The organism is Novimethylophilus sp. (assembly GCF_036504375.1).
GTDB lineage: Bacteria > Pseudomonadota > Gammaproteobacteria > Burkholderiales > Methylophilaceae > Novimethylophilus.
In genome coordinates, this window is sequence record NZ_DASXVH010000005.1 from 1 (window position 1) to 26,642 (window position 26,642).

At 59.7% G+C, this 26,642-nt stretch carries 33 protein-coding genes and 3 tRNA genes; 15 read left to right on the top strand and 21 right to left on the bottom strand.

What is annotated here, in order from left to right; genetic code table 11:
• The 5 genes from VGK14_RS00175 to VGK14_RS00195 form a co-directional block, all read right to left on the bottom strand.
• The coding region (locus tag VGK14_RS00175; RefSeq protein ID WP_331506870.1) for a molybdopterin-dependent oxidoreductase at nucleotides 1-1,000 on the bottom strand (1,000 nt) is incomplete at its 3' end.
• A 7-nt stretch (nucleotides 1,001-1,007) separates the two neighbouring features.
• Complete coding sequence (locus tag VGK14_RS00180) at nucleotides 1,008-1,211, bottom strand: formate dehydrogenase (RefSeq protein WP_331506871.1); 204 nt, start codon at nucleotides 1,209-1,211, stop codon at nucleotides 1,008-1,010.
• Between the two features lie 11 nt (nucleotides 1,212-1,222).
• Entirely contained in the window at nucleotides 1,223-1,834 is a 612-nt protein-coding gene (locus VGK14_RS00185; RefSeq protein WP_331506872.1) for a TorD/DmsD family molecular chaperone, read from the bottom strand.
• On the bottom strand, nucleotides 1,831-3,405 hold the full coding sequence (locus tag VGK14_RS00190; protein WP_331506873.1) for a 4Fe-4S binding protein: 1,575 nt from the start codon (nucleotides 3,403-3,405) through the stop codon (nucleotides 1,831-1,833). Before VGK14_RS00190 ends, VGK14_RS00185 begins: the two co-directional genes overlap by 4 nt.
• Nucleotides 3,402-4,001, bottom strand: coding sequence for a DUF3306 domain-containing protein (locus tag VGK14_RS00195; protein ID WP_331506874.1), 600 nt, complete (start codon nucleotides 3,999-4,001; stop codon nucleotides 3,402-3,404). The genes VGK14_RS00190 and VGK14_RS00195 overlap by 4 nt, the downstream gene beginning before the upstream one ends.
• A 44-nt stretch (nucleotides 4,002-4,045) precedes the next feature.
• On the opposite strand from VGK14_RS00195, the gene VGK14_RS00200 reads away from it, so the two are divergent.
• Together VGK14_RS00200 and VGK14_RS00205 are read left to right on the top strand one after the other, a co-directional pair.
• Nucleotides 4,046-4,363, top strand: a complete 318-nt coding sequence (locus tag VGK14_RS00200) for a cupredoxin domain-containing protein (RefSeq protein ID WP_331506875.1) — start codon at nucleotides 4,046-4,048, stop codon at nucleotides 4,361-4,363.
• A 30-nt stretch (nucleotides 4,364-4,393) separates the two neighbouring features.
• A complete protein-coding gene (locus tag VGK14_RS00205) occupies nucleotides 4,394-5,206 on the top strand; it encodes an FTR1 family iron permease (protein ID WP_331506876.1) in 813 nt (270 codons plus the stop codon).
• A 56-nt stretch (nucleotides 5,207-5,262) separates the two neighbouring features.
• Here the strand turns inward: VGK14_RS00205 and VGK14_RS00210 are convergent, their stop codons facing one another.
• The 5 genes from VGK14_RS00210 to VGK14_RS00230 all read right to left on the bottom strand — a co-directional run bounded on the left by VGK14_RS00210 (nucleotide 5,263) and on the right by VGK14_RS00230 (nucleotide 9,175).
• A complete protein-coding gene (locus tag VGK14_RS00210) occupies nucleotides 5,263-6,000 on the bottom strand; it encodes a PepSY domain-containing protein (protein WP_331506877.1) in 738 nt (245 codons plus the stop codon).
• Entirely contained in the window at nucleotides 5,997-6,539 is a 543-nt protein-coding gene (locus tag VGK14_RS00215) for an FMN-binding protein (RefSeq protein ID WP_331506878.1), read from the bottom strand. Before VGK14_RS00215 ends, VGK14_RS00210 begins: the two co-directional genes overlap by 4 nt.
• Nucleotides 6,526-6,999 (bottom strand): ferritin-like domain-containing protein, encoded by a 474-nt coding sequence (locus VGK14_RS00220; protein WP_331506879.1) that lies wholly within the window; start codon nucleotides 6,997-6,999, stop codon nucleotides 6,526-6,528. Before VGK14_RS00220 ends, VGK14_RS00215 begins: the two co-directional genes overlap by 14 nt.
• A gap of 134 nt (nucleotides 7,000-7,133) precedes the next feature.
• Nucleotides 7,134-7,898: an FTR1 family iron permease gene (locus VGK14_RS00225; protein WP_331506880.1), complete on the bottom strand. Its 765-nt coding sequence runs from the start codon at nucleotides 7,896-7,898 to the stop codon at nucleotides 7,134-7,136.
• 62 nt (nucleotides 7,899-7,960) lie between these two features.
• Nucleotides 7,961-9,175: a porin gene (locus tag VGK14_RS00230; RefSeq protein WP_331506881.1), complete on the bottom strand. Its 1,215-nt coding sequence runs from the start codon at nucleotides 9,173-9,175 to the stop codon at nucleotides 7,961-7,963.
• Nucleotides 9,176-9,580: 405 nt separating this feature from the next.
• Here VGK14_RS00230 and VGK14_RS00235 point away from each other — a divergent pair, with 405 nt between their 5' ends.
• From VGK14_RS00235 to VGK14_RS00250, 4 genes are all read left to right on the top strand, one after another.
• Complete coding sequence (locus VGK14_RS00235) at nucleotides 9,581-10,987, top strand: S41 family peptidase (RefSeq protein ID WP_331506882.1); 1,407 nt, start codon at nucleotides 9,581-9,583, stop codon at nucleotides 10,985-10,987.
• A gap of 77 nt (nucleotides 10,988-11,064) precedes the next feature.
• Nucleotides 11,065-12,240, top strand: coding sequence for a (Fe-S)-binding protein (locus VGK14_RS00240; RefSeq protein ID WP_331506883.1), 1,176 nt, complete (start codon nucleotides 11,065-11,067; stop codon nucleotides 12,238-12,240).
• On the top strand, nucleotides 12,237-12,863 hold the full coding sequence (gene coq7, locus VGK14_RS00245) for a 2-polyprenyl-3-methyl-6-methoxy-1,4-benzoquinone monooxygenase (RefSeq protein WP_331506884.1): 627 nt from the start codon (nucleotides 12,237-12,239) through the stop codon (nucleotides 12,861-12,863). Before VGK14_RS00240 ends, coq7 begins: the two co-directional genes overlap by 4 nt.
• A 3-nt stretch (nucleotides 12,864-12,866) precedes the next feature.
• Nucleotides 12,867-13,184 carry a DUF2322 family protein gene (locus tag VGK14_RS00250; protein WP_331506885.1) on the top strand — a complete coding sequence of 106 codons (318 nt, stop codon included), beginning with the start codon at nucleotides 12,867-12,869 and terminating at the stop codon, nucleotides 13,182-13,184.
• Nucleotides 13,185-13,252: 68 nt separating this feature from the next.
• Here VGK14_RS00250 and VGK14_RS00255 read toward each other — a convergent pair whose 3' ends face one another.
• Complete coding sequence (locus VGK14_RS00255) at nucleotides 13,253-13,675, bottom strand: OsmC family protein (protein ID WP_331506886.1); 423 nt, start codon at nucleotides 13,673-13,675, stop codon at nucleotides 13,253-13,255.
• Between the two features lie 148 nt (nucleotides 13,676-13,823).
• Between VGK14_RS00255 and ubiD the strand changes: the two genes are divergently transcribed.
• On the top strand, nucleotides 13,824-15,290 hold the full coding sequence (gene ubiD, locus VGK14_RS00260) for a 4-hydroxy-3-polyprenylbenzoate decarboxylase (protein ID WP_331506887.1): 1,467 nt from the start codon (nucleotides 13,824-13,826) through the stop codon (nucleotides 15,288-15,290).
• A 13-nt stretch (nucleotides 15,291-15,303) separates the two neighbouring features.
• Here the strand turns inward: ubiD and VGK14_RS00265 are convergent, their stop codons facing one another.
• Both VGK14_RS00265 and VGK14_RS00270 read right to left on the bottom strand, forming a co-directional pair.
• A complete protein-coding gene (locus VGK14_RS00265) occupies nucleotides 15,304-15,420 on the bottom strand; it encodes a DUF3149 domain-containing protein (RefSeq protein WP_331506888.1) in 117 nt (38 codons plus the stop codon).
• 119 nt (nucleotides 15,421-15,539) lie between these two features.
• The gene (locus VGK14_RS00270; RefSeq protein WP_331506907.1) at nucleotides 15,540-15,899 is read right to left on the bottom strand and encodes an FKBP-type peptidyl-prolyl cis-trans isomerase; all 360 of its coding nucleotides are present in this window, start codon (nucleotides 15,897-15,899) and stop codon (nucleotides 15,540-15,542) included.
• A 243-nt stretch (nucleotides 15,900-16,142) separates the two neighbouring features.
• On the opposite strand from VGK14_RS00270, the gene fabA reads away from it, so the two are divergent.
• Together fabA and fabB are read left to right on the top strand one after the other, a co-directional pair.
• On the top strand, nucleotides 16,143-16,658 hold the full coding sequence (fabA, locus tag VGK14_RS00275) for a 3-hydroxyacyl-[acyl-carrier-protein] dehydratase FabA (protein WP_331506889.1): 516 nt from the start codon (nucleotides 16,143-16,145) through the stop codon (nucleotides 16,656-16,658).
• 13 nt (nucleotides 16,659-16,671) lie between these two features.
• Nucleotides 16,672-17,892, top strand: coding sequence for a beta-ketoacyl-ACP synthase I (fabB, locus tag VGK14_RS00280; protein ID WP_331506890.1), 1,221 nt, complete (start codon nucleotides 16,672-16,674; stop codon nucleotides 17,890-17,892).
• A 76-nt stretch (nucleotides 17,893-17,968) separates the two neighbouring features.
• Here fabB and xerD read toward each other — a convergent pair whose 3' ends face one another.
• The 6 genes from xerD to rpsP all read right to left on the bottom strand — a co-directional run bounded on the left by xerD (nucleotide 17,969) and on the right by rpsP (nucleotide 21,324).
• Nucleotides 17,969-18,862 (bottom strand): site-specific tyrosine recombinase XerD, encoded by an 894-nt coding sequence (gene xerD, locus VGK14_RS00285; RefSeq protein ID WP_331506891.1) that lies wholly within the window; start codon nucleotides 18,860-18,862, stop codon nucleotides 17,969-17,971.
• Complete coding sequence (locus VGK14_RS00290) at nucleotides 18,834-19,244, bottom strand: methylated-DNA--[protein]-cysteine S-methyltransferase (RefSeq protein WP_331506892.1); 411 nt, start codon at nucleotides 19,242-19,244, stop codon at nucleotides 18,834-18,836. Before VGK14_RS00290 ends, xerD begins: the two co-directional genes overlap by 29 nt.
• Nucleotides 19,245-19,383: 139 nt before the next feature.
• A complete protein-coding gene (gene rplS / locus VGK14_RS00295) occupies nucleotides 19,384-19,779 on the bottom strand; it encodes a 50S ribosomal protein L19 (protein ID WP_331506893.1) in 396 nt (131 codons plus the stop codon).
• 16 nt (nucleotides 19,780-19,795) lie between these two features.
• Nucleotides 19,796-20,551, bottom strand: a complete 756-nt coding sequence (trmD, locus tag VGK14_RS00300) for a tRNA (guanosine(37)-N1)-methyltransferase TrmD (protein ID WP_331506894.1) — start codon at nucleotides 20,549-20,551, stop codon at nucleotides 19,796-19,798.
• A gap of 2 nt (nucleotides 20,552-20,553) precedes the next feature.
• Entirely contained in the window at nucleotides 20,554-21,042 is a 489-nt protein-coding gene (rimM, locus tag VGK14_RS00305; protein ID WP_331506908.1) for a ribosome maturation factor RimM, read from the bottom strand.
• 39 nt (nucleotides 21,043-21,081) lie between these two features.
• Entirely contained in the window at nucleotides 21,082-21,324 is a 243-nt protein-coding gene (gene rpsP, locus VGK14_RS00310) for a 30S ribosomal protein S16 (protein WP_331506895.1), read from the bottom strand.
• Nucleotides 21,325-21,524: 200 nt separating this feature from the next.
• Here rpsP and rpsO point away from each other — a divergent pair, with 200 nt between their 5' ends.
• Both rpsO and pnp read left to right on the top strand, forming a co-directional pair.
• Complete coding sequence (rpsO, locus tag VGK14_RS00315; RefSeq protein WP_331506896.1) at nucleotides 21,525-21,794, top strand: 30S ribosomal protein S15; 270 nt, start codon at nucleotides 21,525-21,527, stop codon at nucleotides 21,792-21,794.
• A 94-nt stretch (nucleotides 21,795-21,888) separates the two neighbouring features.
• Entirely contained in the window at nucleotides 21,889-24,015 is a 2,127-nt protein-coding gene (pnp, locus tag VGK14_RS00320; protein WP_331506897.1) for a polyribonucleotide nucleotidyltransferase, read from the top strand.
• A 66-nt stretch (nucleotides 24,016-24,081) separates the two neighbouring features.
• Here the strand turns inward: pnp and dksA are convergent, their stop codons facing one another.
• Entirely contained in the window at nucleotides 24,082-24,504 is a 423-nt protein-coding gene (gene dksA / locus VGK14_RS00325) for an RNA polymerase-binding protein DksA (protein WP_331506898.1), read from the bottom strand.
• An 87-nt stretch (nucleotides 24,505-24,591) separates the two neighbouring features.
• On the opposite strand from dksA, the gene VGK14_RS00330 reads away from it, so the two are divergent.
• A complete protein-coding gene (locus VGK14_RS00330; RefSeq protein WP_331506899.1) occupies nucleotides 24,592-25,350 on the top strand; it encodes an HAD family hydrolase in 759 nt (252 codons plus the stop codon).
• Nucleotides 25,351-25,382: 32 nt separating this feature from the next.
• Here the strand turns inward: VGK14_RS00330 and folD are convergent, their stop codons facing one another.
• Nucleotides 25,383-26,243: a bifunctional methylenetetrahydrofolate dehydrogenase/methenyltetrahydrofolate cyclohydrolase FolD gene (folD, locus tag VGK14_RS00335; protein ID WP_331506900.1), complete on the bottom strand. Its 861-nt coding sequence runs from the start codon at nucleotides 26,241-26,243 to the stop codon at nucleotides 25,383-25,385.
• An 82-nt stretch (nucleotides 26,244-26,325) separates the two neighbouring features.
• On the opposite strand from folD, the gene VGK14_RS00340 reads away from it, so the two are divergent.
• The 3 genes from VGK14_RS00340 (at nucleotide 26,326) to VGK14_RS00350 (ending at nucleotide 26,592) form a co-directional block, all read left to right on the top strand.
• Nucleotides 26,326-26,402 (top strand) — tRNA-Pro (locus VGK14_RS00340).
• Between the two features lie 17 nt (nucleotides 26,403-26,419).
• Nucleotides 26,420-26,496: transfer RNA gene (locus VGK14_RS00345), tRNA-Arg, on the top strand.
• Between the two features lie 20 nt (nucleotides 26,497-26,516).
• A tRNA-His gene (locus VGK14_RS00350) sits at nucleotides 26,517-26,592 on the top strand.
• Nucleotides 26,593-26,642: the final 50 nt, after the last annotated feature.

Sequence of the window (26,642 nt, forward strand, 5' to 3'; positions counted from 1 at the left end):
CTTCCGGAATGCCGGTGACATCGTGCACCTTGTCCGGCGTCCACTGCTCCACTTCCTTACGCACCTCATCCATGCCGTAAACGCGGTCGTGGATGAACTGCTTGTCCTCCCAGCCGTTCTTGAAGATGTGCCACAGCACGCCCCAGACGAATGGGATATCGGTGCCGGGACGCAGCCGCACGAACTGGTGCGCATGGGCCGCGGTGCGGGTGAAGCGCGGGTCGACGACGATCATCTTCGCGCCCGCTTCCTTGGCGTGCAGCACGTGCAGCATCGCCACCGGGTGCGCTTCCGCGGCATTGCTGCCGACGAACAGCATGCATTTGGCGTTGTGCATGTCGTTATAGGAATTGGTCATCGCGCCGTAGCCCCAGGTATTGGCGACGCCTGCGACCGTGGTCGAGTGGCAGATGCGCGCCTGGTGGTCGACATTGTTGCTGCCCCAGAACGAGACGAACTTGCGCAGCAGATAGGCCTGCTCGTTGCTGTGTTTGGAGGAACCGACCCAATAGACGGAGTCCGGGCCGCTTTCCTGACGCAGTGCAAGCAGCTTGTCGCCGATTTCGTCCAGTGCCTGCCGCCAAGTGATGCGCTGGTATTTGCCGTCCACCAGTTTCATCGGGTATTTGAGCCGGCGCTCGCCGTGGCCATGCTCGCGCACCGAGGCGCCTTTGGCGCAGTGCGCGCCGAGGTTGATCGGCGAATCGAATACCGGCTCCTGGCGTATCCATACGCCGTTCTGCACCACGGCGTCGACCGAGCAACCGACCGAGCAGTGGGTACACACACTGCGCTTGACCTTGACCGTTGCACCTGTCTTGGCATCGGTGGCCTTGGCCTTGCGGATAAAATTGAACGGCAGCTGCGACAGCGCCAGCCCGGCTCCGGCGGCCATGCCGGAACGTTTGAGGAACTCGCGCCGGTCTACCGTATTGTACGGTTGGGTAGCGTTGGCTTGCCCGACAGCATCGGCACTCGGCGATTTCTTTTTCAGCAACATGCTCGGATTACACCTTGGTCGTCCGGTAATAGTTCAGCACATGCGGGCTGGCCCGGTAGCCTTTGGTCGCCTCGGGCTCGGCGGCGGCAGCATCCGCTTTCGCCGCCGCTGCCGGCAGTTTGTCGGTGGCGGCCAGCACGGCAATCGTACCCGCGCTGCCCAGCCCGGCGGCCAGCAGGAATTTTCTACGCTGTAAATCTACTGTATCCATGTTATTCGCTTTCATCGCTGTTCTGCCATATCGTGCACCATGGCGAACGACATCGCCTCGACACGCAGGAATTCGCGCAGCAACGCCGCCACCTGACCATAATAGTTCGCGCTGGGCGCGCTTTGTAGTTGCATCGCGAAGGCCTCGCCCCACGGCGCGAGATGGCGCATGAAAAACTGTTTCTGCCGGTTAAGCGGGCAACCGCTTTCGATCAGCAGGCGCATGGTTTCGCACAGTGCGGCGATGTGATCTTCCGGCTCGCTCACGCCGTCGGCGCGATCGTAGCCCAATGCGGCGAGATCGCCGCGCACATGCGCCAGCGGCTCCTCCATCAGGAATCCGGTGAGATGCCAGGAGGCGTAAGGGACGATTTCGCCGCCGCTGCCCGCGCCGATGAACAAGGCCTGGAATTCGTCGGTGGCAGCGTCTGCATCCATCGCCCCGGACGCCAGCCTCAGTCGCTCGCCGGCATCCGCCAGCGGCGTGTGCGGAACGTCGCGCTCCTGCCCCGCCCGCGCAATGGCCGCCAGCAGGGAAGCGCTCGGCGGCGCATAGAGCAACGTGGCGAGCAGCGCATAGTGTGCGGCGCGCGCCAGTTCTTCGGTTTCCGCCAATACTGTCATGACCGCACCTCGTGGCTGTCTGTCGTCATCATGTCCACCACGCGACAATCGCCGCACATTCTCAGCCGGTTGAGCGCCTCCGGCGTGGCAAACATCGAATGCCCGGCCAGCTTTGCCACCATGCCGATCACCATGCTGCGCGTGCCGAATGGCTTGCCGCAGCGCACGCAGTGGAACGGCTGATCTACATGCAATACCCGCTTCTGTTTGGCCTGCGGCGCAAGTAGCAGGCGCGGCACCAGCCGGATGGCATCTTCCGGGCAGGCGGTTTCGCACAGGCCGCACTGCACGCAGTTGCGCTCGATGAAATTCAGCTGCTGCTGGCCGTCGCCATCCAGCAGCGCGCTGGCGGGACAGACGGAAACGCAGGAATAGCACAGCGTGCATTTGTCCCCCGTCACTTCCACTGTGCCGAATGGCGCGCCGCTTGCCAGCGCGATCATGTCCGCCGGTTGCGGCGCATGGCGCGCGAAATGGTCGATACAGAATTCCAGCGTGGTGCGCTTGTCGTCGAATAACGAGAATCTCGCCGTCTCGCTCGGCACCCGGGCCGGAGGCATTTGCTGTAAATGCGCTAGCCCGGCCTGACCTTCGATCAGCCTGAAGTGTTCGCCCGCGTAGCCCAGCCCTTGCAGGATTTCTTCACCCAGCGCCATCTGTGCTCGTAGCGCTTCGAGATATTGCGGCGCTTCGTTGCCTGTAGCCAGGATCACCACCTGATTGGCGCCCAGCGCCAGTGCGCCCAGCAGCCAATCCAGACCGACGGAGGCGATATGGAACATGGAAACCGGAATCACGCGCTGCAGCAACTGGTCTTGTTGCAGCGTCACATTTTCGCCATGCACCAGCACGCAGGCCGCTTTGCCGCCAGCCACCGCATAAGCCCCTAATACCGCCTTGAGCTTGCCGCCCCAGTAGGAAACCGATGGATAGTTGTAGCGCATCGCGCCGGTCGGGCATACCGTGGCGCATGCGCCGCAGCCGACGCACAGATGCGATTCCACGCGAACGGCATCCCCTTCGGAGCGCATCGCCCATGCCGAACAGACATCCCAACAGCGATTGCAGCCCTCTACATTGGAACGGCTGTGGGCACAAATTTTTTCGTTCAACTGGTAAAACTTGGGTTTGGTGAATTCGCCCACCGCATCCGCGATCTCCCGCAGCGCATCCTGCAGTGCTTGCGTATCATTCATCGGCGCGAAATAACCTTGAGGCGGCTGATGCATCCTGAAATAGCGCTCGAGCCCCAGGTTAAGCACAAGATCGAATTTGCCTTGCGATTCCGCGCCGTCGACGGTCTTCCAATGGACGTCGAAATTTCCCAGCCAGCCTTCCATCGATATCACCTGGCCGGCATGTACCGCATAAGCTTCCGGCTCAGGCAGATCACCTTCGGTCACCAGCACGGTCACCGGCACATTGCCCGCCAATTCCCCGGCCTTATCCGACGCTAATGTCGCCGGCCCTATTACCAGCACGCGCCCTGCCGAACGATAGCTCACTTCCGGCACCGGCTCTGGCGGCGGAAAATTTGTCGCAGCTTGCAACGCAGCCATCAGCGGTGTCACTTTTGTAGCTCCGGCGAAGTCTTTGGGATGGTTGACGTTTCCTGCTCAAGCTCGCCCGCACTCAACAGCGCAGTTGCATGAACCAGCCTGCCCAGTAATGCGGCAGGCAGCAACTCGAGGCTGGAGTAATCGTCGACATACACGTCCAGACCATCCATGACGCGGTAACGGTCACTCATGAAAAATTTGCGCAACGCAGCCTGACGCACGCCGCGTTCGACTTCAGGGCGCAGCAGGGCGCTCACATCAGCGTCGGTGCCATGCGCCTCAGCCGCCGGCTGAGGCGCAGCAACCGGTGATGCAGATTGGATCTTGAGCCGCGACCAACGGCGCAGAAACGATTTGGGATGGCTCACTGGCTGGTCTCGTGTAAGGAAGTGGAATTTTATCACGGAGCACATCCGCAACCCAAACCAAACCCCAATAAAATCAACGTTCATACGCCAGCACATCAACGCTTCCGAGCACAATCGCCAGGCGCGGCACTCGTCCATCCCGCCACGGCAACCGGGTGGTCGCTTTACAAAATAATGGTTGCTTGTCTGTTTGGCCTCGATAAATATATGGGTTAACCGACGTAAAATGATTGCAATCAAAAAATGAGAACAGTTATCATTAACGAAATGTTAACGGAAACCCCATGAAATCCTTACCGCTCATCGCCCTGCTGCTGCCAGTCGCTGTGTTTGCCGCCGATGCTGACTACACCTTGGTAATCAAGGACCATCATTTCCAGCCAGCGGAACTGACCGTACCAGCAGGCAAGAAGATCAAATTACAGGTGGAAAACCGTGACCCTTCTCCGGAAGAATTCGAAAGCCATCCGCTGAACCGCGAAAAAGTAATCGCCGGCAATAGCCGCATCACCATCTATATCGGCCCGCTCGATGCCGGCCGTTATCCTTTTTTTGGCGACTTCAACCAGGCCACTGCGCAGGGCGTGATTGTCGCAAAGTAGAAGCCGCCAAGTTAAACATCGGAGAAAGCCATGTTCGGAACCGCCGTCATCGTTTTTCGTGAAGTGCTGGAAGCCGCCATTATTATCGGCATCGTTGCTGCCGCCACACACGACGTACCCGGCCGCAAGCGCTGGCTGGCCGCCGGCCTGCTGGCTGGGCTGGTCGGCTCAGCCGTCGTGGCAGCCTCCACCGATGCGATAGGCGCGTTCGCCAGCGGCATCGGCCAGGAACTGTTCAATGCCATCGTGCTCGGCATTGCAGTATCGATGCTGGCCTGGCACAACATATGGATGTCGTCGCACGGCGCCGAACTGGCAGCCAATGCGCGCCATGTGGGCAGGGAAATTCGCGAGGGACGCAGCGAATGCTCCATCCTGCTGATCGTGGTCGGGCTGGCGGTACTGCGCGAAGGCTCGGAGACCGTACTGTTTCTCTACGGCATCGCAGCCTCCGGCAACGGCGGCACAACCCCGATGCTGGCCGGGGGCCTGATCGGCTTGCTGGGAGGCATTATCGTAGGCTATGCGATCTATGCCGGTCTGCTGCGCATCCCCATGCGCTGGTTCTTCGCCGCCACCGGCGCACTGGTGCTGCTGCTGGCCGCCGGCATGGCCTCGCAGGCGGCACGCTTCCTGATTCAGGCCGACATACTGCCCAGCCTGGCTTCACCGCTGTGGGACACCTCGGCGATACTGCCCGAACAATCGGTGCCCGGCATGCTGCTGCACAGCCTGATCGGCTACGACGCCCAGCCGGCCGGCATGCAACTGGTATTTTACGTCGTCGTGCTGACCGCCATTGCCGCCGGCATGCAATGGGCAAAACGCCCACGCAAAATTTAATCGCCCATAAAACAGGCCTGCCCCGGAAACGGGCGATCCGATACAACGCGGCAATGTCAGCGCTTGCGAACGCTGCGCCAATAAATCCATACTCCTGACAGCGATAACAGCAAAAGAATGCCCGCCACCGTATCCATCAACAATGGCCCGTGGCGGCCGAACAACCGGCCGCTGTGCAAATCCAGCACTATCCGCTCCAGCGGCAGCGACGGCACAAACAAGGCGGCAAGGTGCCGCCGCGCTTGTAGCGGCAACGGTTGCACATGTGCCCAGACATCTTTGGCGGCCTGCTGCTGCGGACGCCAAGCCAGGCCGTCACTGCTGGCGAACACGCCTTGCGGCGTATCCACCAGCAGCCACGCCCCGCGGCTGCCGATGCGGCGTAAAGGAGTCGCCGGCAGCGCGGCACCTTGCAGCTTATCCACCAGCCGCCCATCCGGCAAATAGAGGTAAAGCGCGGAAGCCGTGGCGACATAGCGCGTTCCGGCCACCTCCGCCACGCCCAGCGGCGGCTCTTCGGCGCCGATGACGCGGCCATCCATCACCCATTGACGGCCGCTCCAGGAAAAATAACCGTGGTCGAACAGATAACCTTGCATGGGGCCTTCGGTTTTCAATCCGTACCATCGCATCAGCCAGTGCGCGGACACTTTTCTCTGGTCCAGCCGTAGCGCATCGGTATGATTGAGCGCAATGCCGCTGACCGCGAGGAAAAGGAATAACAGCGCCGTCAGCACGCCAATGCGGGCGTGCCAATGGCGTAACAGTCTGATCAGGCGGGTGCGTGCGCTCATTTGTTAGCGTGGGCAATGCGGTCGTAATAAAGCGCCAGCCGGGTCATGCGCTCCATGGCGCGCACCGACAGCGTGGCGCCGGAAATGCCGTCGATGTTTTTATCCAGCCGGTAATCCGGCGCAAGACCGGTGCCGGCATATTGTTTGAGGAAAACCGGGTAGTGGATTTCCATGCCCCGGCTCTCGCGGTAGGTCAGCACTCTGGCTTGCTCGATACGGCCATCCCGCACCACGAAACCGGCGGTAATGGGCTCTTCCTTGCCAATTTCCTCCAGCACCCAGGCGCTTTTCGCGCCGTCGCTCCAGTAGCGCTGGCGCAACTGCGGCGGCGCGTGCCCGAGGATGTGCGATGCCTGCGCGGAGACATCCTTTGTCACCCACAGCAATTCGATCCTGGGGGTCTTGTCGGCGAAGGTTTCGGCAACGAACTGCTCGGTTGTGAGATATACCGTTTCCCCGGCAAACGCGGGTGCGGCGACGAGCAGGCCGCACGGCAGCCAGCGCGACAACCGCCGGATCAGTTGCTCAGCGCTCGACAAAGGCAGCCACGTCCCCCGGTTTGCGCAGCATCTTGTCGACCTCGCCCAGGTGCAGTTCTTCGGTATAAATCATCTCGCGTGCGTACTCCTCCAGCATCACCGATACGCCCCCGACCTCCTTCAGCAGCTCGCGGTAAAGCTGCAATGCTGCGCCTTCGTGCGCCAGCGATTCGCGCAGGATATCGCCAACATCGTGGTTGTGGGTTTCCAGCAGCGGGCCGATACCAAGTGACGGATGACCGCCTAGGTGGGTGATCAGTTCGCCCGCCTTGTGGGCATGGGCGAGCGATTCGTCCGCCTGCCCGCGCAGCCAGGAAATGATGGGAATGCGGTTGTAGCCGAACACCATCAGGGAATAATGCGTGTAACGCACCACGCCAGCCAGTTCGCTCTCCATGATGCGGTTGAGCAGGGCGACGACCTTGTCATTGCCCTTAGCTGCCTTTTCCTTCTTGGCCATGTCAGTCTCCTAGTTGAAACGTCCGGGGTTATAGTTTAACGCACAAACCTGAACTGCCGGCACCCCCGGAAACCATGCAAGTCATCGAAATGCCTGTGAATCCGGAGACCAGTGCACGCACTTCCCCGCCGCTGTCAGGACGCTGCGTTACGCCTCTCGCCACGCAGCGTGGTATAGGCAAGCCAGAGCAGCGGCACGATCACCAGCGCGTAGGTCAGATAGGCACCATATTGCCCCTCCGGCGCCCACGGTTCGGTTGCGATGTGCCAATACTGGTTGTCGATCGGCAGCACGCTCCCTTCGGTGAGCTCATGAAAAGCATAGAACACCAGCTGTACGGCAAATAGCAGCAGGAAAATCGAGGTTACCTGGAAGAACCTTGCCAGCGGTATACGCTGCCCGTAGCGTACCCAGGCCCAGGCCAGCAGCCCCGCACCGGCGATGCCGGATAGTGTGCCGGCCAGCATGTCGCGCGTATCAGTCCGCATGGCCAGACCGCTGACCAGCAAGGCAATTTCCATTCCCTCGCGCGTGATCATCAGCAATATGAACAGGAACACCCCGATCTGCGCGGCAAATCCAGCCTTGGCGGCGGCGTCGTCGATGTGCTGCGCGATTTCCGCACGCAGCCGTTTCGACACCCGCATCATATAAAACACCATCGACGCCACCAGCAGCGCAGCCGCCAGCGCCAGCAGCCCTTCCCATAACGGCTTGTTCTCCGCCTGGCTGAACAGCCACCCGGCGCCGAAACTCGCTGCGATAGACACTGCAGTACCCGCATAGACGGCGGGCAGCAGTGCCTGGCGCCCGCTCTTGCGCAGATAGGCGAGCGTGATGGCAACAATCAGGAACGACTCGATTCCTTCGCGCAGGGCGATAACGAACATCTGCAGCATTTCGTACTCCTCAAACCATGCCAAAAACCTTACCTGACCGCGCGCATCGCGCCCACCCAGGCTCAGAACATGTAACCGACCCCCATGTTGAAGCGCTTGTCGCCCTTGTCGGCGTCCGGCTTGTCGAAACTCTGGTAATCCGCCTTCAGCACCACGCTGGGGTGCGGCCAGAAATTGGCGCCCACAGTCCATGCGCTATTCTCGAAGGCCGGGTTACGCGTATAACCGGTCGGGACCTCCTTGTGCGTATCCCACTTCTCGTAACGCACGAACGGTGCGAAATCCATATCGCCAGACTGCCACACATGATAGGCCGCCTCGGTGTACCAGCCAAAGAACTCTTTCGGGGCACCCTTGTTGACCGGCAACGCGAGGAAAGTATTGATCTTGCCGGCATCGTCCAAATGCCCGCGGGCATAAAGCGCTCTCACATCCAGCTTGCCCACATGGTAGCGGCCATGCACATCCCACAGGGTCAGGCGCGCATCGCCGATGGTGGAGTTGCCCTGCCCGGTATTGCCGGTAAAGAACGCGCCGCCCAGCAGCAGACCGGGAACGCCGACATAGTTGAGTGCGCCCGACACCGACAAGTCTTCCGCCGCGGCCAACTGGCCTTCCTGGTGCGTCGAGCGTATGCCGTTCTGCGGTTTCTCGAATTTTGCGGCGTTGAACCCGGAGGTCAGGTTGAGCTGGTAATTGAATCCCGGCAAGGCTTCGCCGTAAACGCCGACACCGCCCTCGCGCCAGGTGCTCGGAATGATGCGGGTTTCGATCTCGTTGCGCTCCACGCCGAAAAAGGTCGGCGGTTCGTGGGTTTCGTTGAGCAGGCCCATGGGGATGAGGAACAGCCCGGCCTTGGCATTGAGCTTATCGTTGATATGGAAGTCGAGATAGGCCTGCTCCACCTCCACCTCACCCTCGTCATCCTTGCTGGAAATGGCATGTTCCACTTCCAGTTCGGATTTGAAGCTTACGAGGTCATTGAATTTGTGGCCGAAGAACAGCACGAAGCGATGCAGGTCGACTTCATCCTTGTGCGTGGCTCCACCACCAAAGTTGTTGTAATGCAGTTCGCCATAACCGCCTATGGTCGTCCTGTCGGACAATGCCTGTATGCCGCCGGCCTGATTGCCGGTGGCCGCCTTGGCCATTTGCGACTTGAGCGCCTCGATTTCCTGCTGCAGCACTTCGATCTGCTGCTCGACACTCGGGCCCGCCAATGCATTACCGGCATTTAGAAGGGCAGCCACAGTGACTGCCATCGTTGTTTTGCGCATATTCAAATCCCTCACTTTTAATTAAAACAAGAATCATTCGCATGACACTAACAACGCGAATGATAATGATTCTTATTTGTTGAGTCAATAGCCATTTGAACTCTGGTGCCTTCAGTAGGAGCGGCACCAGACTCTCCCAAATCAACACTTCTAAAGAGGCCGGGGGGGCCCGGTCGGGCCTGCCACATAGAGTCAACGCAAGCAACCGGCGCGGGACGCAGCCGGGCCAGTCAGCGCTTCGTCCCGACAACTCAGGAAAACTCCGCCAGATACTTGGGCAAAGGGCATGCGACGGAAACCTCACCCTGAGAAACATCACTTGGCAAGCCGCGCGCAAATAGCGGAAAATAAACGCTTTGACAATTTCGCTGTCCAATCGAACTGCGAATTAACCGGGAATCGAAAATGCGCGCAAGACTTGAGAAGTTTGGACTGGTGGCTTTAGGTGCCCTGCTGGGCGTGATGTTGAGCCTGAACTACCCGGCCATCGCCGATAAAGACAGCAAGACTCAGCTACCCCTCGACGACTTGCGTGCGTTTGCCGAAGTGTTCGGCAAGATCAAAAGCGATTACGTCGAACCGGTCGAAGACAAGAAACTGATCACCGAGGCCATCAACGGCATGCTGTCCGGCCTCGACCCGCATTCCGCCTATCTCGATGCCGACGGCTTCAAGGAACTGCAGGCCGGAACGCAGGGCGAATTCGGCGGCTTAGGGATAGAAGTGGGCATGGAAGACGGTTTCGTCAAAGTCGTCTCGCCGATCGAAGACACGCCTGCCTACAAGGCCGGCCTCAAACCCAACGACCTCATCATCAAGCTTGACGACACCCCGGTTAAAGGCATGTCGCTGAATGATGCGGTAAAGCGCATGCGCGGCAAGCCCGACACCCAGATCGTGCTCACCGTGTTGCGCAAGGGCGAAAACAAGCCGCTGATTTTCCCGCTGATGCGCGCCGTCATCAAGGTGCAGAGCGTTAAATACAAAGCGCCGGAGCCAAGCTACGCCTATGTGAGGATCACCCAGTTCCAGGAGCATACCGGCGAAGATCTGGCCAAGGCACTGAAAACCATGCACGACGAGAGTAATGGCGGCTTCAAGGGGCTGGTGCTCGACCTGCGCAACAACCCCGGCGGCCTGCTCAACGGTGCGGTCGGCGTCTCCGCGGCTTTCCTGCCCAGGAATGAACTGGTGGTTTACACCGAAGGCCGCACCAACGATGCCAAGATGCGCCTGACCGCGAACCCGGAAAATTATTCCAAGGGCGGCGCGCGTGACGACTACCTGAAAAACCTGCCGGCCGACATCAAGGCCGTGCCCATGGTGGTGCTGGTCAACGGCGGCTCGGCCTCCGCCTCGGAAATCGTCGCCGGCGCACTGCAGGACCACAAGCGTGCGATCATTCTGGGCACGCAGAGCTTCGGCAAGGGCTCGGTACAGACCATCCTGCCGATGAACAACGGCACCGCGATCAAGCTCACCACGGCGCGCTACTTCACGCCCAAGGGGCGCTCCATTCAGGCCAAGGGCATTGTGCCGGACATCGTGGTCGAGGACGCCGCCGACTCCGGTTTCTATCTGCGCGAAGCCGACCTGACACGCCATCTGGCCAACCCCAAGGATGCCAATACGCCGTCGGCAGAACCGATCAAGCCTGCGGTTCCGGAAAAAGACAACGACAAGGACGGCAAGTCAGACAAGGATGTCAAGACCGAGCACCAAACCCCGGTCGAACCAGGATCGAAGAACGACTTCCAGTTCATCCAGGCGATGAATCTGCTCAAGGGTTTGCAGATTCTGCAAAAGAAATAACTGCCTTGACAGAAACTCCGCACCGCCATGCCGCTGACCCGGTATGGCGGTTTTTGCTTTATGCCGGATATGACTCCATGAACCACGCGTCCCCGATTCAATCGTTACTGGTCACGGAAACCGGCCGCTGCGTCGCCTGCGGCCTGTGCCTGCCACACTGCCCGACCTACCGCAAAACACAGTCGGAAGCCGATTCGCCGCGCGGACGCATCCTGCTGACCCAGGCCGTGGCGCAAGGCACGCTGCCGATGAGCGAGCGTTACATCGAGCACATGAATCTGTGCCTGACCTGCCGCGCCTGCGAAAACGCCTGCCCCAATCACGTCAACTACGGCACGATCGCCGACGAGGCGCGGGCGCTGATCCACCAAAAGCACGGCTCGCCGCTGCCGCTCGCTACGCGTATCATCGTCAATCCGGCGCTGTCGCGCCTGGCCGGCGGCCTGCTGCGCCTGGCGAATAGCCTCGGCCTGCGGAAAATATTCAAATCGCTGCCCGCCGCATCCAGGCAATATCGCTGGAAAACCCGGTATACCGCCACTTCTGCACAGAACGAAGTCTGTCTGTTCCTCGGCTGCGTAAGCAATGCACTGGACGCTGAAACGCTGGCGGCATCCGTTTTTGTGCTCAACCGCCTGGGCTATACGGTGCACATCCCTCCCGCGCAGACCTGCTGTGGTGGCTTGCATCGCCAGGCGGGCGATAGCGACGGTGCGATGGCGCTGGAAACGCGCAATTCAGCAGCTTTTGCAGCTTTCGCCGCAATGCCGGTGCTGACGGTGGCGAGCGGCTGCGGCGCGCGCCTGATTGAATTCATGCCGGATCGGGTGCAGGATATCAATGTTTTCCTGGCCCAGGCCAGCGGCTGGGAAAAAGTCACGATTGCACCTCTGCGAGCCAAAATCGCGGTGCAGGAGCCCTGCACCTTGCGCAACGTCCTCAAGGCCAAGGGCGTGCAGCAAACCCTGCTGCAGCATATTCCGCAGGCAGAGATCGTGGCCCTGCCCGGCAACGCCCAATGCTGCGGCGGTGCCGGCAGCTATATGCTGACCCAGCCGCACATGGCCAACGGCTTGCGCGATGATAAAATTTCCGCTTGCGGTGAGGTGGCGCCCGATTATCTGGTGACTGCGAACATCGGCTGCGCGCTGCATCTCGCCAGAGGCTTGAATGAAGCGGATATGCCCGTGCAAATTTCGCATCCGGTCATGCTGCTGGCGCGGCAAATGGGCTTCACGGGAGGACTGGAATGAATTCCTTGGACAAGTTGATTACCGAATTCGACAAGGGTCTGCGCACGGTATTCGCGCCGGCTCATAGTGTCAGGCCGCAGCCCGATCGCGGCCGCGCCGAAACCCCGCTCTCAGAATCCGAAAAGAAACAGGCGGCGGCGTTGATGCGCGTCAATCATAGCGGCGAGGTATGCGCCCAGGCGCTTTACAACGGCCAGGCTCTCACCGCGCGCAATCCTGCGACCGAAACCGCGCTACGCCAGGCATCGGAGGAAGAAACCGAACATCTGGCCTGGTGCGAAAAACGCATCGGGGAACTCGGCAGCCATAAAAGCCTGCTCAACCCGGTGTGGTACGCCGGCTCCTTTGCGCTCGGGGCACTGGCCGGCGCATTGGGCGACAAATGGAATCTGGGATTTCTGGCCGAAACCGAAAAACAGGTCGGCAAGCATATTGAAAGCCACCTTGCACGCCTGCCCGTGCAAGACGAAAAAAGCCGCGCCATACTCGAACAAATGAAAATCGACGAAGCCCGCCACGCCACCACTGCACTTGAACACGGCGGGGTGGAATTGCCGCTGCCGGTGAAACTAGCCATGCAGCTTTCCTCGAAAATAATGACCAGCACGACTTACTGGATTTAACGCATGCCATCTTTCAAAAAAAACCTGGATACCTTTCCCGCCATCGACGGCATTGCCCGCCTGGAATTGCTCGACGCCGCAGGCAACCTTACCGCCGTCATCGAAAACAAGGCCGGCAGCCAAGGCTCACTGCGCCTCTACCTGCACCTCGCCCGGCAATTCGGCGTCATCACCCCCGCCGCCGCAGAGCGCGGTTGCGAACTGTATGCCGAGCATACCGACGATGCCAAACTGAATCCCGGCAAACATCCGAATATCGACCGGCTGTTGGACTTGATTAAAAAACAGGAAACGCTCAGAGTGCGTAGCGTAGCGAACTGAAGCACCGGAAGAGGACATGGCGGATTCCAGCCGTGGCTGGCGCAAGCCAGGAATTACGCCACAAAGACTCAGGCTGCCTCTTCGACGATCTCGAAATCGTGCGTCACCTCGGCGCTCTTGCCGAGCATGATGGAAGCCGAGCAGTATTTCTCCGCCGACAGTTTCACCGCGCGCTCCACCTGTGCCGGATTAAGACCGCGGCCGGTGACGACAAAATGCACGTGGATTCTGGTAAACACCTTGGGCACCTCTGCGGCGCGTTCGGCCTCGATCTCGGCCACGCAATCGGTAACCGGCTGACGGCCTTTCTTGAGGATGGTCACGACGTCGAAGGAGGTGCAGGCGCCCATGCCGATCAACAGCATTTCCATCGGCCGCATGCCCAAGTTGCGCCCGCCGGCATCCGGTGCGCCGTCCAGCACCACGGCATGACCGGTCTCCGATTCGCCCATGAAACATACGTTTTCGATCCACTTCACACGCGCCTTCATTGCTCACTCACCAGTCGGGAAAATAGCCGTAAAGTGTAGCGCCTAAGCGTGCCGCGAGGCAAATCGATAAGCCCTGCGCAACGCAAATCCGCAAGGCCCGTGCCGCGTTTGCTACAATCGGCGGCATTGTTCAAGAGAACCGGCATCCATGAAATACCGCGACCTGCGCGACTTCATCGCGCAACTGGAGAATCTGGGCGAGTTGAAGCGGGTCAGCGTCCCGGTCAGCCCGCACCTGGAAATGACCGAAATCTGCGACCGTGTGCTGAAATCCGGCGGCCCCGCCATCCTGTTCGAGAACCCCGCCGGCCACGGCATGCCGGTGCTGGGCAATCTGTTCGGCACGCCGCGCCGGGTGGCACTGGGGATGGGCGAGGAGAACATGGAGGCCTTGCGCGATGTCGGCAAGCTGCTCGCCTTTCTGAAGGAACCGGAACCGCCCAAGGGGCTGAAAGACGCCTGGGACAAGTGGCCGAAGTTCAAGAAAATCCTCGACATGGCGCCCAAGGTAGTCAATAGCGCGCCGTGCCAGGAAGTGGTCTGGGAAGGCAGCGAGGTCGATCTCGCGCGCTTGCCGATCCAGACCTGCTGGCCCGGCGACGCCGGCCCGCTGATCACCTGGGGACTCACCGTCACCAAGGGTCCGCTCAAGGAGCGGCAGAACCTCGGCATCTACCGCCAGCAAGTGATCGCCAAAAACAAGGTCATCATGCGCTGGCTGGCGCATCGCGGCGGCGCGCTGGATTTTCGCGACTGGTGCGCGGCACATCCGGGCCAGAATTTCCCGGTCGCCGTGGCGCTGGGCGCCGATCCCGCGACCATCCTGGGCGCGGTCACGCCGGTGCCGGATACTCTGTCCGAATACCAGTTCGCCGGACTGCTGCGCGGCGGCAAGACCGAAATCGTCCAATGCCTGAGTAACGACTTGCATGTGCCGGCCGGCGCGGAAATCGTGCTCGAAGGTTATATCGCACCGCAGGAAACCGCACTGGAAGGCCCGTTCGGCGACCATACCGGCTACTACAACGAAGTCGACCGTTTTCCGGTATTCACTATCGACCGCATCACGATGCGGCGCGACCCGATCTACCACAGCACCTATACCGGCAAGCCGCCGGACGAGCCGGCCGTGCTCGGCGTCGCGCTCAACGAAGTATTCGTGCCGCTGCTGCAAAAACAGTTTCCCGAAATCACCGATTTCTACCTGCCGCCGGAGGGGTGTTCCTATCGGCTGGCGGTGGTCAGTATCAGGAAACAGTACCCCGGCCACGCCAAGCGCGTGATGTTCGGCATCTGGAGCTTTCTGCGCCAGTTCATGTACACCAAATTCATCATCGTCACCGACGACGACGTGAACATCCGCGATTGGAAAGAAGTCATCTGGGCGATGACCACCCGCGTGGATGCCGCGCGCGATACCCTGATCGCGGAAAACACCCCTATCGACTACCTGGATTTTGCCAGCCCGGTATCAGGCTTGGGCAGCAAAATGGGCATGGACGCGACCAACAAGTGGAAGGGCGAAACCAACCGGGAGTGGGGGCAGCCGATCGCGATGAGCCCGCAGGTAAAACAGCGCGTCGACCAGTTATGGACCAGCCTCGGACTGGACTGAAAAGCCGGAACCGTCATTCGTCGTGTTTCTTGAACGCAAAATAGAGCCAGAAACAAATCACGATGCTGGTTCCCAGCACCGTCAGGATACTCATGATCCCGACCGTGGACCCGAACAAGACTTTCAACATGGCGCACCCCGCATATTAAGATAATATAGTCTTATTTTACGCCGCGACGAAAGTTTGTAAATTCCCTGCTTTTTTTAGAGACTCCCGAAGACCGAACGATCTTCGGGAGTTGATTAAAGTTACTGTACTTCCAGCAGTTCCACGTCGAATATCAAGGTGGCATAAGGCGGAATCACGCCGCCGGCGCCGCGCGAACCGTAGCCCATGTGCGAGGGGATGATCAGCGTGCGCTTACCGCCGATTTTCATGCCCACCACGCCCTCATCCCAGCCGCGGATGACTTGTCCGCCGCCCAGGAAAAACATGAACGGGTCGCCGCGATCCAGCGAACTGTCGAATTTGCTGCCATGGCCGTCCGCCTTGCTGGGGTCGTACAGCCAGCCGGTGTAGTGCACTTTGACGTTGGTGCCGGGGAAAGCTTCCTTGCCTTCGCCGATTTTCTGGTCGATTTTTTCGAGATCGTTGATGGTTTGTTTCATCGCGGGTTTTTCCTTGACAGTGGTATCGGCAATTGCATTGTAACCGGCAGCCGCGGCCACCAGGGCGGCAATGCCGCTGATTGCCGCGAGTATGCTTTTCTTCATGGGCTTGCTCCGGAACAGAAAATGGCGATGATACCGCAAACGCGAAAGCCTATCCGCAACCTCTTTGCAGATTGTGCCAAATGGCACAGTTGGTTATGATTCCATATCGGTCCATCATCCCCTTGCGATTCATTCGCCATGCAAAAAAAAAATAGCTTTAACTATGAGGAGTTGCTCGCCTGCGGGCGCGGCGAAATGTTCGGCCCCGGCAATGCGCAGCTGCCTCTTCCCCCGATGCTGATGTTCGACCGTATTGTTTCGATTACCGAAGACGGCGGCTTGTTCGACAAAGGCAAGATCGTCGCCGAACTCGACGTGCGTCCCGACCTGTGGTTTTTCGGCTGCCATTTCGAAGGCGACCCGGTCATGCCGGGCTGCCTCGGGCTGGACGCGATGTGGCAGCTGGTCGGCTTCTATCTTGGCTGGATGGGCGGCCCCGGCCATGGCCGCGCACTGGGTTCCGGCGAAGTCAAATTCACCGGACAAGTCCTGCCCACCAACAAACGCATCACCTACCACATCGACATCAAGCGCCTGGTCATGCGCAAACTGGTGATGGGGATCGCGGATGCGCGAATGGAAGTGGACGGCCGCGAGATTTACGCCGCCAACGATCTGCGAGTAGGATTATTCACTCGCACTGATAACTTTTAGGGAGGACGTGGAAATGCGTCGCGTCGTCGTCACCGGGATGGGCATCGTGTCCAGTCTCGGCAACAACCAACAGGAAGTGCTGGAATCGCTGAAGAACGGCCGTTCCGGCATCAGGCACTCGCAGGAGTATGCCGATCTCGGCATGCGTTCGCACGTCTATGGCCCGATCAACTTAAGCCATGAAGACATCGAAGCGCGCATCGACCGCAAGACCTTGCGCTTCATGGGCAACGGCGCGGCCTATGCCTATCTGGCGATGCAGGAAGCGATTCGCGACGCCGGCCTGGAGCACGACAACATCTCCAATCCCAGGACCGGCCTCATCGTCGGCGCCGGCGGCACCTCCACCGAGAGCATGACGCAGGCCACCGACACCTTCCGCGAAAAAGGTATCCGCCGCGTCGGCCCCTATATGGTCACCAAGACCATGTCCAACGGCGTCACCGCCTGCCTCGCCACGCCGTTCCAGATCAAGGGTGTGAATTATGCAATTTCTTCCGCCTGCGCCACCAGCGCGCACTGCATCGGCAATGCCGGCGAGTTGATCCAACTGGGCAAGCAGGACATCGTCTTCGCCGGCGGCGCCGAGGAAGTGCACTGGACCATGAGCATGCTGTTCGACGCCATGGGCGCGCTCTCTTCCAAGTACAACGACACCCCGCAAACCGCCTCGCGCCCCTATGACGCGACCCGCGACGGCTTCGTCATCTCCGGCGGCGGCGGCATCCTGGTGCTGGAAGAACTGGAGCACGCCAAGCAGCGCGGCGCCAGGATCTACGCCGAACTGGTAGGCTACGGCGCTACCTCGGACGGCTACGACATGGTCGCGCCCTCGGGCGAGGGTGCCGTGCGCTGCATGCAGCAGGCGCTGGAAACCGTCCAAGGCAAGGTCGATTACCTCAACGCCCACGGCACCAGCACCCCCGCCGGCGACACCAAGGAACTCGAAGCCATGCTCACCGTGTTCGGCAAAGACATGCCGCCCGTGAGCTCCACCAAATCGCTATCCGGCCACGCCTTGGGCGCGGCGGGCGCGAACGAGGCGATTTATTCGCTATTGATGCTGGAAAACAGTTTCATCGCTGCCTCGGCCAACATCACCGAGCTCGACCCGGCGGCGGTAGGCGCGCCTATCGCGCGCGAGACGCGCGAGGCCAAGCTCAACACGGTGCTGTCGAACAGTTTCGGGTTTGGCGGAACGAACGCGAGCCTGGCGTTTTCGCGGTACGAATAATTTCAGGTCGTGCCGGCGCAAGCCGGAATCCAGCAACCAAAAGGCCGGGGAAACCCGGCTTTTTGTTTTGATCTGCTCATCCCCGCGGATGATGCTTCGCATGCAACGCCTTCAACCTCTCCCGCGCCACATGCGTATAAATCTGCGTCGTCGAAATATCCGCATGCCCCAGCAGCATCTGCACCACCCGCAAATCCGCGCCGTGGTTGAGCAAGTGCGTCGCAAACGCATGCCGCAGCACATGCGGCGACATCGGCTTGGCGATGCCAGCCAGCCTGGCGTAGCGCTTGACCAGATACCAGAACGCCTGCCGCGTCATCGCGCCACCGCGCTGGGTGACGAACATACTGTCGGAAAGCTGGCCGTCCAGCAGGCCCAAACGGCCCTGCTCCATGTAGCGCGTAATCCAGTCCAGCGCTTCTTCGCCCAGGGGCACGAGCCGCGTCTTGCTGCCCTTGCCGGTTACGCGCACCACACCTTCCGCAATGCTCACCTCGCTCACCTTGAGGTTGACCAGTTCGGACACGCGCAAGCCGGTGGCGTAGAGCATTTCCAGCATCGCCCGGTCGCGCAGCCCCAATGACTCGTCGTCGCTCGGCGCATTGAGCAGCTGCACCACGTCGTCTTCGGTAAGGCTTTTGGGCAATGACCGCGGCAGCTTGGGCGAATCGAGTTGCAGCGTGGGATCGACGCTGATCTTGCCCTCGCGCATGAAATACCGGTAAAAACGGCGCAGGCTGGCGATCAGGCGACCTATGCTGCGGGGCTTGGAAACCGGGCTTTTGCGTGCGAGGTACTGCTCGAGATCGGCACGGCTGACGGCGAGCAACACGGTGCCGCGCTGTTCCAGCCAGCCCGCGAGTTGGGCGAGATCGCGCCGGTAGCTTTCCAGCGTGTTGCGCGCGAGGCCGTCTTCCAGCCACAGCTGGTCGATGAACGCGTCAAGCAGCGCCTGGTGCGCTTCGTTCATGGGTCAATAACCACCGCTTGATATCGAGGGAGGAATCCATGTGCCCGCGCATGAATCCGCCCAATCCATTCGCCGCAACGACGCGATGGCAGGGGATGATCACGGGGATGGGATTGGCGCCGCAGGCATTGGCAACGGCGCGGGCGCCGGAGCCTACCCGGCACGCGAGTTCGGCGTAGGTGATGGCTTGCCCGGCGGGGATGCGGCGCAACTCGTCCCAGACCCGGCGCTGGAAAGGCGTGCCCGCAACGGCCAGCGGCAGGTCGAAATCGCAATGGGGGTGTTGCAGGTAATGTTCGATGGCGCGGCGTACCGCTCGGGCGATACCGCTGCTCGGGGCCAGCGGCGGGGTTGAGTGCAGCAGGAAATCGATTTCGGTCACGGCCTCCTCAGTGCAACGGATGCCGAGCATTGCGAAGGGAGTGGCTATACAAGCTTGGTAAGTCATCCGCTTATCTTACCCCGAAAAACAAAAAACCTGCGCCATTGCTGGGGCAGGGTTTTGTGGGGAACCGCGCGGATTACTCGGCTGCGGGTTCTGCAGCGGCTTCCTTGGCGCGGTTCGGCAATTTTTCCTTGATGCGTGCGGATTTGCCGGAACGCTCGCGCAGGTAGTACAGCTTGGCGCGGCGCACATCGCCGCGGCGTTTTAACTCGATACTTGCGATCAGCGGAGAGTAGGTCTGGAAGGTACGTTCCACGCCTTCGCCCGAGGAAATCTTGCGCACGATGAAACTGGAGTTGAGGCCGCGGTTGCGCTTGGCAACGACCACACCTTCATAAGCCTGCAGACGCTCGCGGTTGCCTTCCTTCACCTTTACTTGCACCACGACGGTGTCGCCGGGGGCAAAGGTCGGGATGGTCTTGCCCAGGCGGGCGATTTCTTCCTGTTCCAACATCTGAATGATATTAGCCATGATGGCTCCTTTCTAGTTATGCGGAGTCTTGTTCCTGCTCGATCTCAGCGAGCAGCCGAGACTCCTCTTTGGTCAACTGCCGGTGTTCCAGCAGGTCCGGGCGCCTTGCCCGGGTTCGCGCCAACGCCTGCTTCAGGCGCCAGCGGCGAATCTCTTCATGGTGCCCGGACAATAAAACCGCCGGCACCGCCTCATTCTTGTACACTTCAGGCCGCGTATAGTGCGGGCAATCCAGCAGCCCATCCACGAACGAATCCTCGACCGCGGAGTCGGCGTCGTTCAATGTGCCGGGCAGGTGCCGTACGACCGCATCGATCAGCACCATCGCCGGCAGTTCGCCGCCCGACAGCACGTAGTCGCCGATGGAGATTTCCTCGTCCACCCGGCGCTTTATCAAGCGCTCGTCCACGCCTTCGTAGCGGCTCGCCAGCAGGATCAGGCCAGGCTGGGCCGTGAGCTCCATGACCTTGGCATGGGTCAACGGCTGGCCTTGCGGCGACAGGTGGATCACTTTCGTGCTCTCGACACCCGCCTCGCGTTGTCGTTGCTTCGCCGCGGCGATTGCTTTCTCCAGCGGCTCGGCCATCATCACCATGCCGGGGCCGCCGCCATAGGGCCGGTGGTCTACCGTATGATAGTTGTCAGCGGTGAAATCACGCGGATTCCACAGGTGCAGGCCATACAGCCCCATTTCCAGGGCCCTTGACGTCACGCCATGCTTGCTTACCGCCTCGAACATCGGCGGGAATAAAGTCACGACATCGAACTGCACGTTCAAAAGTCGGCATCCCAATCGACCAATATGGCGCCCTTTGCCAGATCGACTTCCTGCACCACCTGACCACCGAACGGAATCAGCCGCTCGCGTTCACCCCGCACCACCAGCACGTCGTTGGCGCCAGTCTCGAACACGTCCTTGACCTTACCCAGATCAACCTGCTGAAGATTACGAACATTCAGCCCGATCAAATCGGACCAGTAATACTCGCCTTCTTCGGCCTCTGGCATCTCGTCGCGAGAAACCGCGATTTCCTTGCCCTTGAGCGCAAACGCGCCATCGCGTCCTTCACAGCCCACGAACTTGGCAACCAGCACGCTGCCGTGAACCTTGGCGTCTTCTACTTCGCCTTCGCGCCAGCCACCTTTGTCGGCAAGCCACCAGTGTTCATAATCGAACAGACCGTCCAGCGCTTCGGTAAAAGGCTGGATTTTCACCCAGCCTTTAATGCCGTATGGGGCGACAATGCGCCCCATCACTACCATCTGATCAGATGGTTGTTCCAACTTTCTAGCTAAGTCTAACTAAGCAGCGGTGCGCTTGACCAGCTTGGCCACGCAGTCGGAAAGCTGTGCGCCATTGCCTTGCCAGTAAGCGATGCGCTCACTGTTGAGGCGCAAGCCCTCGGTGCCTTCCTTGGCCAACGGATCGTAGAAACCGATGCGTTCGATGAAACGACCGTCGCGACGGTTACGCGAATCAGCCACCACTACGTTGTAGAACGGACGGCGCTTGGCGCCGCCACGAGCAAGCCTGATGATAACCATAGTCGGTTTTCTCTTTGTTCTGAAAAAGGAAAAGCGCGGATTCTACTGGATTTCATGCCCACTTGGCAAGGAAATATGCTATCGAACAAACGATGCTCCGGCCCCGGCCCATCATAATGCGCCCCGAAAACGCTTGTAAAGCTGCAGGAATTACGGTTAAAATGCTCGGCTCAAGATTTTAGAGAAAAAGAGAGAGTAAGATGTCCGTTACGACCGCCGAAAAAGCCAAGATTGTTGGTGAGTACCAGCAGGCCCAGAACGACACCGGTTCCCCGGAAGTTCAAGTGGCGTTGCTGACCAGCCGCATCTCCACGCTGACCGAGCATTTCAAGGCTCATGCCAAGGATCACCACTCCCGCCGTGGCCTGCTGATGATGGTGAGCCAGCGCCGCAAGTTGCTGGACTACCTCAAGCGCAAGAATGCGGATCGCTACCGCTCGCTGATCGAGCGCCTTGGTCTACGCAAATAAGCCTTTTATTTCTGCATTCAATGAAACAAGCCGATCAGACGCAGCGGTAACGCTGCGTCTGATCGGCTTGTTTGCCATCTAGAGGACATTAATCATGAAACCAATCAAGAAATCAATACAATTTGGCAGGCACACCCTAACGCTGGAAACGGGCGAAATCGCCCGTCAAGCCGATGGCGCAGTGCTGGTGAGCCTGGATGATACCGTGGTGCTGGTCACCGCCGTAGGCAAGACCGAAGTAAAGCCGGGCCAGGACTTTTTCCCGCTGACGGTCGATTATCAGGAGCGCACCTACGCCGCGGGCAAGATTCCCGGCGGCTTCTTCAAGCGCGAAGGCCGCCCTTCCGAGAAGGAAACGCTGACCTCGCGTCTGATCGACCGCCCGTTGCGCCCGCTGTTCCCCGAAGCTTTCTATAACGAGATTCAGATTGTCGCGACCGTGATGTCGTCCGACAGCGAGATTGACTCCGACATTCCGGCGATCATCGGCGCTTCCGCCGCGCTGGCAATTTCCGGCATTCCGTTCTACGGCCCGATCGGCGCAGCCCGCGTCGGTTATATCAACGGCGAGTACGTACTGAACCCGACCGCGACCGAACTCAAGGATACCGAGCTGGATTTAGTAGTAGCCGCAACCGACAAGGCCGTGCTGATGGTGGAATCGGAAGCGCAGCAGCTGTCGGAAGATGTGATGCTGGGCGCCGTGGTGTACGGCCACAACGAAATGCAGGCGGTGATCAGCCTGATTAACGAACTGGCTGCCGAAGTCGGCAAGACCCCTTGGGACTGGACCCCGCCGGAATCCGACACCGCGCTGATCGAACAGCTGACCGCACTGGCCGGCGACGATCTTAACGAAGCCTACAAGATCAAATCCAAGCAGACGCGCTCCGGCAAGCTGGATGAAATCAAGAACCGCGTATTGGCCGAGCTGATTACCGAAGGCACCGATACCGCCCGCGCCAACCAGATCAAGGATGCGCTGTTCGGCCTGGAAGCCAAGGTGGTGCGCAGCCAGATCCTGAACGGCGAGCCGCGCATCGACGGGCGTGATACCCGCACCGTGCGCCCGATCACCATCCGCACCGGCGTATTGCCGCGCACCCACGGCTCCGCATTGTTCACCCGCGGCGAAACCCAGGCGTTGGTCGTCGCTACACTGGGCACCGGCCGCGATGAGCAGATCATCGACGCGCTGCAAGGCGAATACACCGACCGCTTCATGCTGCATTACAACATGCCGCCGTACGCCACCGGCGAAACCGGCCGCGTGGGCACGCCCAAGCGCCGCGAAATCGGCCACGGCCGCCTGGCCAAGCGCGCACTGCTGGCCGCGCTGCCCTCCAAGGAAGAATTCGGCTATACCATCCGCGTGGTGTCCGAAATCACAGAATCCAACGGCTCCAGCTCGATGGCTTCCGTCTGCGGCGGCTGTCTGGCGCTGATGGATGCCGGCGTGCCGATGAAAGAACACGTCGCCGGTATTGCTATGGGCCTGATCAAGGAAGGCAACCGCTTCGCAGTGCTGACCGACATCCTGGGCGATGAGGATCACCTGGGCGACATGGACTTCAAGGTGGCCGGCACTGACAACGGCATCACCGCGCTGCAGATGGACATCAAGATCACCGGTATCACCGCCGAGATCATGAAGGTAGCGCTGGCCCAAGCCAAGGAAGGCCGCATGCACATCCTCGGCCTGATGAAGGGCGCGCTGGATCATTCGCGCGAGGACCTGTCGGCCTTCGCCCCGCGCATCATCACGCTGAAGATCAATCCGGAAAAAATCCGCGACGTGATCGGCAAGGGCGGCGCGGTAATCCGTGCACTGACCGAAGAAACCGGCACCACGATCGATATCGAGGACGACGGCACCATCAAGATCGGCTGCGTCAGCGCCGAAGCGGGCGAAGAAGCCAAGCGCCGCATCGAGGCGATTACCGCCGAGGTGGAAGTGGGCCAAGTCTATGAAGGCGCCGTTCAGCGCCTGCTGGATTTCGGTGCGATCGTGTCCCTGCTGCCGGGCAAGGACGGCCTGGTGCATATCTCGCAAATCGCCCACCAGCGCGTCAATGCCGTGAGCGACTTCCTCAAGGAAGGCCAGATCGTGCGCGTGAAGGTGATCGAAGTCGACGACAAGGGTAAGGTCCGCCTGTCGATGAAGGCACTGATCGACCCGCCGGTACGCACCGAAGAAAGCGCGCCTGCAGAACAACAGTAAGCGGCGCTACAAAACAAAAGGCCGGGTGCGCAAGCATCCGGCCTTTTTATTGCTAAAGAATAAAGCTTACTTGGCCACTTGCCGCTCGCGGATTTCGTCCAGCGTTTTGCAGTCAATGCATAGCGTTGCCGTCGGGCGGGCCTCCAGCCTTTTCAGACCGATTTCTACGCCGCAGCTTTCGCAGTAACCGTATTCGTCGGCGTCGATCTTGGCGAGGGTTTCGTCGATTTTCTTGATCAGCTTGCGCTCGCGGTCGCGATTGCGCAGTTCCAGCGCCATATCGGACTCCTGGCTGGCGCGATCGTTGGGGTCGGCGAACATCGTCACTTCATCCTGCATCGTATGCACGGTACGGTCTATGTCATTCGAAAGCTCGGCTTTCCAGCTATTGAGAATTTTGCGAAAATGGTCGCGCTGCTGACTGCTCATGTACTCCTCATCGCCCTTCGGCACATAAGGAGTGAATTGGCGGGTTATCTCTTCTGGCATATTGATCAGGTCTCCGCTGACAGAGACTTTGGTAGCAAAAAATCAATGAAGGCGCAAGTTTACTGATGAATGGGAAATAAATCCAGCATGGCAATAGAAGCTCTTTTATTCGATGTTGATGGCACGCTCTCGGACACCGAGCGAGAAGGCCATCGCCCCGCGTTCAATCAAGCTTTTGAGCAGTTCGGCCTCGATTGGCATTGGGATGCGGAACTGTACGGCAAATTACTGGCGGTTACCGGTGGCAAGGAACGCATCCGCTATTACGTCGAACATTTCCGGCCGAGTTACGTCCGGCCCGCGAACTTCGACGGCCTGGTCAACAAACTGCATACGGCCAAGACGCGCCACTATACAACCTTGCTGGCTCAAGGCTTGATTCCGATGCGCCCGGGCGTCAAACGCTTGCTGCAGGAAGCGCGCGCCGCCGGCTTGCGTTTGGCCGTAGTGACGACCACGACGCCGGAGAACGTTACCTCGCTGCTACGGCACAGCCTGGCGGAAGACGCCGAGACTTGGTTCGAAGTGATTGCCGCCGGCGATATCGTACCGGCAAAAAAACCTGCGCCTGATATCTATCATTGGGCAATGCGCGAAATGAACCTGACACCGCAGCAATGCCTGGCGTTCGAAGATTCCAGAAATGGGTTGATATCCAGCCTGGAAGCGGGAATCCGCACGCTGGTCACGGTCAATGGCTATACGGCGCAGGATAATTTCGATGGCGCACTAGCCGTGCTTAGCGATTTGGGCGAACCGGACGCGCCTTTCAAGCTGGTTTCGGGCGAGACCTATGGGAAAACTTTTGTGGATGTCAGTTTGCTCAAGCGCTGGTGCGAACACTGAGCGGCCGCTCGGGATGTTTGCCGTATGCAAGCTTATTTCCCGGCTTCGCGCCGCTCCAGCGCTTCCAGCGTATTCTGCATCAGTGTCGCGACAGTCATCGGGCCAACGCCTCCCGGCACCGGCGTAATCCATGCGGCACGTTCCTTTGCCGTCTCGAATTCCACGTCGCCGCAAAGCTTGCCATCAGCCTGCCGGTTGATGCCAACATCCACCACGACCGCACCTTCGCGTATCCACTCCCCCTTCACCAGCCCCGCCTTGCCGGCAGCGGCAACCAGAATTTCCGCGCCGCCGACAATAGCGGGCAGGTCGCGCGTGAAGCGATGGCAGACCGTCACCGTGCAACCCGCCAGCAACAGCTCCAGCGCCATGGGCCTGCCGACAATGTTGGATGCGCCGACTATTACTGCATTTTTGCCCCTGAGATCGAGCTGCATGCTTTCCAGCATCGTCATCACGCCCTTGGGTGTACAGGGGCGCAGCACCGGATTACGTTGCGCCAGGCGGCCGATATTGTAGGGATGGAAGCCATCCACATCCTTGGCAGGATCGATGCGTTCGATCACGCAGGTGGTATCGATATGGGCCGGCAACGGTAGCTGCACCAGGATGCCATCGACACCTGAATCCGCGTTTAGCGTATCGATCAGTGCCAGCAATTCCTCAAGCGAAGTACTTTCCGGCAGATTGTGCGCCAGTGAGCGCATGCCAAGCTGTTCGCAGGTTTCGCGTTTTTTGCGCACATATATCATCGAGGCCGGATCGCCACCGACCAGTATCACGGCGAGGCAGGGCACACGCAATCCTGCAGACGTTCTTTGCTTGATCTGATGACGAATATTGTCCAACAGACTCGCCGAGATTGCCTTGCCATCGATAATTTGCGCTGTCATGCTTAAGGACGCTGTATAAAACATGGCATTTTATCAGATTCAAATTGACGGAAAGCGCCAATTTGGCTATAGTTTCGCCCCTCGGGGTGTAGCGTAGCCTGGTAGCGCGCCTGGTTTGGGACCAGGATGTCGGGAGTTCGAATCTCTCCACCCCGACCAGATTTGTCCGACGATCTCTGCCCGTAGCTCAACCGGATAGAGCACCAGCCTTCTAAGCTGGGGGTTACAGGTTCGATTCCTGTCGGGCAGGCCAATTGGCCTTGTTGTTCAATGGTGGCTGTAGCTCAGTTGGTAGAGTCCCGGATTGTGATTCCGGTTGTCGTGGGTTCGAGTCCCATCAGCCACCCCAATAATTTATCAATAAATCCGCCAACTTAGGCGGATTTTTTATTTCCCATA